Source organism: Patiriisocius hiemis, assembly GCF_031846325.1.
Classification (GTDB): domain Bacteria; phylum Bacteroidota; class Bacteroidia; order Flavobacteriales; family Flavobacteriaceae; genus Patiriisocius_A; species Patiriisocius_A hiemis.
On sequence record NZ_JAVRHZ010000011.1, the window covers coordinates 1 to 6,503 of the forward strand.

Annotated in this window: 5 protein-coding genes and 1 tRNA gene; 3 read left to right on the plus strand and 3 right to left on the minus strand. The window is 34.5% G+C overall.

The window, feature by feature from the left end; translation table 11 throughout:
- The first annotated feature begins 126 nt into the window (after nucleotides 1–126).
- Entirely contained in the window at nucleotides 127–1,752 is a 1,626-nt protein-coding gene (pruA, locus tag RM538_RS13270; protein WP_311333926.1) for an L-glutamate gamma-semialdehyde dehydrogenase, read from the plus strand.
- Between the two features lie 132 nt (nucleotides 1,753–1,884).
- Here the strand turns inward: pruA and rpsT are convergent, their stop codons facing one another.
- The 3 genes from rpsT to proS form a co-directional block, all read right to left on the minus strand.
- Nucleotides 1,885–2,136, minus strand: coding sequence for a 30S ribosomal protein S20 (gene rpsT, locus RM538_RS13275; RefSeq protein WP_311333927.1), 252 nt, complete (start codon nucleotides 2,134–2,136; stop codon nucleotides 1,885–1,887).
- A gap of 24 nt (nucleotides 2,137–2,160) precedes the next feature.
- Nucleotides 2,161–2,232 (minus strand) — tRNA-Glu (locus RM538_RS13280).
- A gap of 77 nt (nucleotides 2,233–2,309) precedes the next feature.
- A complete protein-coding gene (proS, locus tag RM538_RS13285) occupies nucleotides 2,310–3,782 on the minus strand; it encodes a proline--tRNA ligase (RefSeq protein WP_311333928.1) in 1,473 nt (490 codons plus the stop codon).
- A gap of 111 nt (nucleotides 3,783–3,893) precedes the next feature.
- Here proS and RM538_RS13290 point away from each other — a divergent pair, with 111 nt between their 5' ends.
- Together RM538_RS13290 and RM538_RS13295 are read left to right on the plus strand one after the other, a co-directional pair.
- Nucleotides 3,894–4,874 carry a hypothetical protein gene (locus RM538_RS13290; protein ID WP_311333929.1) on the plus strand — a complete coding sequence of 327 codons (981 nt, stop codon included), beginning with the start codon at nucleotides 3,894–3,896 and terminating at the stop codon, nucleotides 4,872–4,874.
- Nucleotides 4,875–4,911: 37 nt separating this feature from the next.
- Nucleotides 4,912–6,432, plus strand: a complete 1,521-nt coding sequence (locus RM538_RS13295; protein WP_311333930.1) for an OmpP1/FadL family transporter — start codon at nucleotides 4,912–4,914, stop codon at nucleotides 6,430–6,432.
- The last annotated feature ends 71 nt before the right edge of the window (nucleotides 6,433–6,503 follow it).

Consider the following 6,503-nt stretch of genomic DNA (forward strand, 5'->3'; position numbering starts at 1 on the left):
CAAAGGGGGCTTCTTACTTTTTAAAAATATATCTTAGTAGTTACTAGATTTTTAAAGACAAAAGCATATAACTACCTTTGTGAAAAATTAATAACGAATTCCGAAAAGGAAACAAAAACAATAAATATGGGAAAAGGTTTTTTTGAAGTTCCAATAGCAGTTAATGAACCAATATTATCATATGCACCAGGTTCGTCAGAGCGAGAAAGAGTTTTAAAAACTTATAAAGAGATGTATAATGAGACTATCGAAGTCCCACTATATATTAATGGAAAAGATATTAAGACTGGCAATACAGCTAGTATGAATCCTCCACATGACCACCAGCATAACCTTGGCGTTTACCACAAGGCAGACAAATCTCATATTGAAGAGGCAATTAGTTCCTCAATTGAAGCTAGAAAAAAATGGTCAAAAATGCCTTGGGAACAAAGAGCAGGTATATTTCTTAGAGCTGCTGAACTTATTGCAGGGCCTTACAGAGCTAAGATTAATGCGGCTACAATGTTAGCGCAATCTAAAACAATTCATCAAGCAGAAATTGATTCAGCTTGTGAGCTTATAGACTTTTTACGTTTTAATGTTCAGTTTATGACTGAAATTTACCATGAACAACCAGAATCAACTTCTGGTGCTTGGAATAGATTAGAATATAGACCTCTTGAGGGCTTTGTATACGCCATAACTCCATTTAACTTTACCGCTATTGCTGGAAATCTACCCGCAAGTGCGGCTCTTATGGGTAATGTTGTAATTTGGAAACCAAGTGATAGTCAAGTATATTCTGCAAAAGTAGTATTAGATGTATTTAGAGAAGCTGGTGTGCCAGATGGTGTTATTAATATGGTTATGGGTGATCCAGTAATGATTACTGATACTGTATTAGAAAGTCCAGACTTTAGCGGACTCCACTTTACAGGATCTACAACAGTTTTTAAAAATCTTTGGCAACAAATTGGAAGTAATATCCATAAGTACAAAACTTACCCAAGAATAGTTGGAGAAACTGGAGGTAAAGATTTTATAGTTGCACATAAGACTTCTAATCCAAAACAAGTAGCTACTGCTATTGCTAGAGGTGCTTTTGAATTTCAAGGGCAAAAATGTAGTGCAGCAAGTAGATGTTATATCCCTAAAAGCATTTGGGAAGATGTAAAAAAATATCTTGTAGCTGACATCAACTCATTTAAAATAGGTTCTCCTGAGAATATGGAAAACTTTATAACAGCAGTTATACACGAAGGTTCTTTTGACAAACTTGCTGGTTATATTGATCAAGCAAAAAAAGATAATGATGCAGAGATTATTGCAGGAGGAACCTACGATAAATCTAAAGGATATTTTATTGACCCAACTGTTATTGTTACAGAAAACCCTAAGTACACTACTATGTGTACAGAATTATTTGGACCAGTAGTAACTATTTACATCTATGAAGATGAGGCGTGGGAAGAAACATTAAAGCTAGTTGACGAAACTGGAGAATACGCACTTACTGGAGCTGTATTTAGTGAAGACAGATACGCTTTAGAAACAGCAGTAAAAGCATTAGAGAATGCTGCAGGAAACTTTTATATAAATGACAAACCAACTGGAGCAGTTGTTGGACAACAACCTTTTGGTGGTGCAAGAGGAAGTGGTACTAATGATAAAGCCGGAAGTAAATTAAACCTATACAGGTGGATCTCTCCAAGAATGATAAAAGAGACATTTGTTACTCCAGTAGATTACAAATATCCTTTCCTAGGTTAATTTTAGTAAATAAATCATAAATAAAAAGAGTGCTTTATTAATAATCACTCTTTTTATTATAAGTTATATCTAAAAAAAAAACTCTTTCAGAAAACTGAAAGAGTTTTTAAATTTTTTGAACCAAATTCTTTTTTACAGAGAAGCTACGTGCTTAGCCATATTAGATTTTAGGTTAGCAGCTTTGTTAGAATGTATAATATTCTTTTTAGCTAACTTATCTATCATTGAAACCACAGAAGGAAATAACTTTTCAGCCTCTTTCTTATCCGTAAGTTCTTGAAGCTTTTTCATAGCATTACGTGTCGTCTTATGTTGGTAACGATTACGTAAACGCTTTGTTTCGCTATTTCTGATTCTCTTTAATGCTGACTTGTGATTCGCCATGTTTATTATATTAGTTCAATTTTGTAGTCCGTAGGGGAATCGAACCCCTGTTACCAGGATGAAAACCTGGCGTCCTAACCCCTAGACGAACGGACCATTAGTTTTTAATTGCGGATGCAAAAATACAACTATTTTTAAATGTCGCAAATACTAAAATAACTTTTTTTAAAAAATTAATATGCCTTTGCAAAAAGTACCCTTTTTTGAGATGGTTTACCTGTAACTACACAAGCCCCTAGCTCTTCAACAGCATCTAAAGGTATACACCTAATAGTAGCCTTTGTTTCTTTTTTAATACGCTCTTCAGTTTCAGGAGTTCCATCCCAATGCGCAGAGATAAATCCTCCTTTATCTTCTAACACTTTTTTAAATTCGTCATAACTTTCTACACTAGTTATATTTTCTTTTCTAAAATTAGAAGCTTTTGTGTACAAGTTAGTTTGAATTTCATCCAGCAAGGCAATAACTTTTTCTGAAACAGAGCTCATATCAATAAACTCTTTAGACAAAGTATCTCTTCTGGCTATTTCAACTGTCCCCTTTTCAACATCCTTTGGTCCAATTGCGATACGTACTGGAACTCCTTTTAATTCATATTCATTAAACTTCCAACCGGGTTTATGTGTATCTCTATTATCAAATTTTACCCTAACACCTTTACTTCTTAATTCAGTCACAAGTCTTTTTGCAACTTCACTAACCGCTTCAAATTGTTCATCACTTCTATAAATTGGAACTATCACAACTTGGTCTGGAGCAAGATTAGGTGGTAATACCAATCCATTGTCATCACTATGCGTCATAATTAAAGCTCCCATAAGCCTTGTAGAAACCCCCCAAGAAGTAGCCCAAACATGTTCTTGTTTCCCTTCTTTTGTAGCAAATTTTACATCAAATGCCTTTGCGAAATTTTGTCCTAAAAAGTGAGAGGTACCGGCTTGTAACGCCTTACCATCTTGCATCAATGCTTCTATACAATAAGTTTCTAGTGCTCCAGCGAAGCGCTCACTTTCTGTTTTAAATCCTTTTATAACAGGAACTGCCATAAAATTTTCAGCAAAATCTGCATAAACATTAATCATTTGCTCTGCTTCAGCAAGAGCTTCTTTTTCAGTAGCATGGGCTGTGTGTCCCTCTTGCCATAAAAATTCTGCTGTACGTAAAAACAAACGAGTACGCATTTCCCAACGCACAACATTAGCCCATTGATTTATGAGAAGCGGAAGATCTCTGTAAGATTGTATCCATTTTCTATAAGTGTCCCATATAATAGTTTCTGAAGTAGGACGAACAATTAACTCCTCTTCAAGCTTTGCATCTTCATCTACAACTATACCACCATTTTCATCATTCTTTAACCTATAATGAGTAACTACTGCACATTCTTTAGCGAAACCATCTACATGACTTGCTTCTTTACTAAAATAGGATTTTGGAATAAACAAAGGGAAATATGCGTTTTGATGTCCTGTTTCCTTAAACATTCTGTCTAATTCTGCTTGCATTCTTTCCCAAATTGCAAAACCGTAAGGTTTGATAACCATACAGCCACGAACTCCAGAATTTTCGGCCAAATCTGCCTTGATTACAAGCTCATTGTACCATTTTGAGTAATCTTCACTTCGTGTTGTTAAGTTTTTAGCCATAGTTGGAGGTTTGGCACAAATGTTGTGACTATATTAAAAGTATATTAAATATTAGATTGTCTCGGCAAAACTAATTATTTTTCAGATGTTCAACAATTAAATCGTACCATTATGCAAACTAAAAATACATTCAATATAAATTCAATAACTATAGCGGCTAGTGCTCTATTAGCTTTAGTTTTGAGTTCATGTGGGACTTATTACAATGGTGCTGCTAGCCAAGATGGTATCTATGAGACCGAAACTAGGACTGCTTATGAAGAAGAAGTTGAAGTCTCCCCTAATTCAAATTATTACAAGCAATATTTTGCGTCAAAAGATAAGGATTTTGAAAACCTCCCTGAAGAAGGAGCCATTTTTACAGATATAGAAGCGTATTCAACTTCAGAAACTTTAGCCGAAGACGGAACAATTGTTATAGAAGAGAGGGAATATGAAGAAGACTATGGTGGATGGGGAACCAATGGTGGAGAGGTAACTGTAAACATATACAATAATGGCTGGAACAACTGGGGCTTTTATAATGGCTGGGGTTGGAATTACGGATTTTACAATAACTGGTATAGACCATGGGGTTGGAATTATGGCTGGGGATTCTACAACGGCTGGGGCTGGGGTAATCCTTATTGTTTTGGTGGTTTTTACAATAATTTCTATTATGGAGGTGGTTACTATGGAGGATATTACAACAATGCTGTAGCCTACAATAGAGGCAGAAGAAATGTTGATTATGCATCTAGGGGTAGAACAAATTATACTAATAGATCAAACACTTCTACTAGAAGAAATTCTTACTCTCGTTCTGAAAATATGAGAAGAGCGAATTCTAGAGCTACAAGAAATATCACAAACTCTAGAAATATTAGAAGAAATAACAATTCAAGAACTATAAGAAATTCTAATTCTCGTAATAATAATTCTAGAAGCATTAGAAATAATTCAAGAACATCAAGACCCTCATACTCAAGACCTTCAAATTCAAGAAGTAGTAGAGGGAGCGTTAGGAGTTCTAGCTCAAGTAGATCTTCTGGTGCTACCAGAGGTGGTTCATCGAGAGGTGGGAGCTCTAGAGGTCGTGGTGGTAGAGGATAAAATTTTCAATTAACTTTTATTAAGTAAAGTATTTAATATGAAAAAGAAACTAATTTTCTTTATCGTAGCAAGTATTGCTATGACTTATTCCCAAGCACAAAATATTTTTGATGGCTTACGATATTCTCAAGAACAGATAAATGGATCTGCAAGGTTTCAAGCCATGAGCGGTGCATTTGGAGCCCTAGGCGGGGATCTTTCTGCAATAAACATAAACCCTGCAAGTAGTGCTATTTTTTTAAATAATTCTGCTGCAATTTCTCTTGGTGTTCTAGATAAAGAGAACGAGGCTACTTACTTTAACACTTCAACCTCTAGTTTTGATACAGATATAAGTGTTAATCAAGGAGGGTTAGTTTTTGTTTTTCCTAATGCTAATGAAGAATCTCCCTGGCGAAAAATATCCTTAGGACTTAATTATAACAACACAAGAAATTTTGATGACGAGTTATTTGTACAGGGCACTAGTTCTAATTCCATAAGTGATTTCTTTTTAGCCCAGGCTCAAGGCATACCATTAGATTTATTAGAGCTAAGACCTGGAGAGACAATAGATGATTTGTATTCTTTCTTAGGTGAATCTGAAGGTATTTCAGCACAAAATGCATTTTTAGGTTTTCAAGGTTTTATATTCGATCCTGTAGATGACAACCCAAATAACACCTCCTACTCATCGAATGTTACAGGCGGAAACTTTAACCAAGATTATGCATTGTTGTCAAATGGCTATAATGGTAAGTTTTCATTTAATGTTGCAACTCAATATGAAGATAATTTATACTTCGGAATAAACTTAAACTCTCATTATTTTGAATACAATGAAAGTACTTTTTTTGAGGAAAGAAACTCTAATGCTGGTAGCACTATTAATCAAATTGGATTTCAGAACAACTTAGCAACAACTGGAGCTGGATTTTCGGCACAAATTGGAGCGATATATAAAGTAACAAATGAGCTTAGAATTGGAGCAACCTATGATACTCCAACATGGTATGAAATTTCTGAAGAGACCTCCCAATACCTAGAAACCGAAAGAACAGAAAACGGTCAACAAATAACTCAAATTGTCGACCCAAGAGTGATTAATATTTTTGAAAACTACAACCTTACAACTCCAGGAAAAATTAGCGCTAGTGCTGCGTATGTATTTGGAAAAAAAGGGCTTTTAAGTTTTGATTATTCGTATAAAGATTATTCAAACATTAAATTTAGACCTAGTAACGATATTTTGTTCTCTACATTAAATACATCTATTGAAAACAACCTAAAAGCAGTATCTTCCTATAGATTAGGTGGTGAGTATAAAATTCAAAATTTTAGTCTTAGAGGAGGGTATCACTTTGAGGAAAGTCCTTATCAAGATGAAATTACAGTTGGTGACATTACTGGTTTCTCATTAGGTCTTGGCTACAATTTTGGCAACTACACATTTGATTTAGCATACTCTAGAAGTGAGCAATCTCGAAATCAACAATTTTATGATGTTGGTTTTACTAATAGTTCATCTATTAATACTATTAATAGTGCTTTTGTATTTACACTAGGATTTAGCATCTAAAACTCATTAGTTATATAAGAGCAAAACCCCAACTTAGAGTTGGGGTTTTGTTCTATAGAAACTTACTATGT

What these genes read in the sequence shown, in the direction of transcription:
- pruA (WP_311333926.1), top strand. Translation starts at nt 127, where the DNA reads ATGGGAAAAGGTTTTTTTGAAGTTCCAATAGCAGTTAATGAACCAATA.
- rpsT (WP_311333927.1), bottom strand. Translation starts at nt 2,136, where the DNA reads ATGGCGAATCACAAGTCAGCATTAAAGAGAATCAGAAATAGCGAAACA.
- proS (WP_311333928.1), bottom strand. Translation starts at nt 3,782, where the DNA reads ATGGCTAAAAACTTAACAACACGAAGTGAAGATTACTCAAAATGGTAC.
- RM538_RS13290 (WP_311333929.1), top strand. Translation starts at nt 3,894, where the DNA reads ATGCAAACTAAAAATACATTCAATATAAATTCAATAACTATAGCGGCT.
- RM538_RS13295 (WP_311333930.1), top strand. Translation starts at nt 4,912, where the DNA reads ATGAAAAAGAAACTAATTTTCTTTATCGTAGCAAGTATTGCTATGACT.